Annotated in this window: 1 protein-coding gene and 1 pseudogene; both read right to left on the reverse strand. The window is 69.4% G+C overall.

From position 1 onward, the window contains the following. A partial coding sequence (locus I6U14_RS13515; protein WP_296900045.1) for a folylpolyglutamate synthase/dihydrofolate synthase family protein occupies positions 1-1,099 on the reverse strand: 1,099 nt, incomplete at its 3' end. 120 nt (positions 1,100-1,219) lie between these two features. Continuing rightward, a pseudogene (locus I6U14_RS13520) lies at positions 1,220-1,697 on the reverse strand (acetyl-CoA carboxylase carboxyl transferase subunit beta); the annotation flags it as partial.

Below are 1,697 nucleotides of genomic sequence, written 5' to 3' on the forward strand. Positions count from 1 at the left end.
GTCCGAGGGCCATGCCCCGGGGACCCGGCGCCGGCACCAGATGCCAGGTATCAACCCAATCAGCAACGGCCCTGGCGACGGCGGCGGCCTCCTTGTCTGCGGAGAGCCCGAGCAGGGCGTGCCGCGGCCCAGTGCAGCCCAGCGCCGCCAGATTCTGTGCGAGGGCCCGCGCCGCCTCGGCGTTGTGGGCCACATCCAGCACCCAGGTGGGCCGCCCCGGCAGCACGGTGAAACGCCCAGGCAGTCGCACCCGCTGCAGCCCTTGGCGCAGTGCCGCGTTGTTCACCGGCAGGCGCGTGCCGAGGCATTCCAACGCACAGATGGCCGCCGCGGCATTGTCGTACTGAAACCGCCCGCGCAGCGCCGGCGCCGGCAGTGCATCCCGACGTCGACCGCCCGGCCCCTGCCACTGCCATTGCCCGGCGTCCATGCGCCAGCGGAACTCCTGGCCCAGCTGCAACGGCTGGGCACCCACCTCCAGTGCGCGCGCCCGCAGCCGCTCTGGTGCATTGGCCTGACCGATGACGGCCGGGCGCCCGGCGCGGAAGATACCGGCCTTCTCGAAGGCAATCTGATCGAGCGTATCGCCCAGCCAGGCCATGTGATCCCGGCCGATACTGGTGACCACGGCGACATCGGCGTCGATGATGTTCACAGCGTCCAGGCGCCCGCCAAGGCCCACCTCCAGCAGTACCAAGTCCGGCTGCGCCTCGGCGAAGAGCGTCAAGGCCGCCAGCGTGCCGAACTCGAAGTACGTCAGTTGGGCATCTCCGCGCACCGCGTCGATGCGCGCAAAGGCGTCACAGAGGGCAACGTCCGGGGCATCCGTACCGTCGATGCGGATACGCTCGTTGTAGCGCAGAACATGCGGCGAGGTGTAGGCGCAGGTGCGATACCCGGCGGCCCGGCATATGGCATCCAGATAGGCCACCACGGAGCCCTTGCCGTTGGTGCCGCCGACGGTGATCACCGGGCATCCGAAGGGGCCATAGCCGAGGGCCTGCCAGACCGCGCCGACGCGCTCGAGCCGCAAGTCGATGCGGCTCGGGTGAAGGTTCTCCTGCCAGGCAAGCCATTCGGAGAGGGTCTGGAAGCGCATTGGGGGCGAAGAAGTACGAAGTGCGCGCGACGACGTGCAGCGCACGTCGGCTGGATCAAGGGTCGCGCAATCGCCGATGGGGTCCGCGCTCCCCGGTTATCCTAGCCGGCCAGGACGGACTTACGCGTCCTTCGGCCGCCGCATCAACATGGACAGCAGATCCGCGATACGCTCACGCAGCTCGCGGCGGTCGCAGATCTGATCCAGCGCACCGTGCTCCAGCAGGAACTCGCTGCGCTGAAAGCCGTCGGGCAGGGTCTCGCGGACCGTCTGCTCGATGACCCTGGGGCCGGCGAAGCCGATCAGCGCGCCAGGCTCGGCGATGTTGATGTCCCCGAGCATGGCGAGACTCGCGGAGACGCCGCCCATGGTGGGGTCGGTCATCACGGAGACGAAAGGCAGTCCCTTGTCCCGCAGGCGCCCGAGGGCGGCGCTGGTCTTGGCCATCTGCAGCAGCGAGAAGAGCGATTCCTGCATGCGCGCACCGCCGCTGGCCGGGAAGGACCCCATCGGCAAGGGAACGCCCAGGCCGCCCCCCCCCCCCGTCCCCTTCACACCTCCAACACTGCCGCCGCCGCCTCCAGGTCTAATCACGTGG

Source organism: Thiohalocapsa sp. (assembly GCF_019695415.1).
Lineage (GTDB): Bacteria > Pseudomonadota > Gammaproteobacteria > Chromatiales > Chromatiaceae > Thiohalocapsa.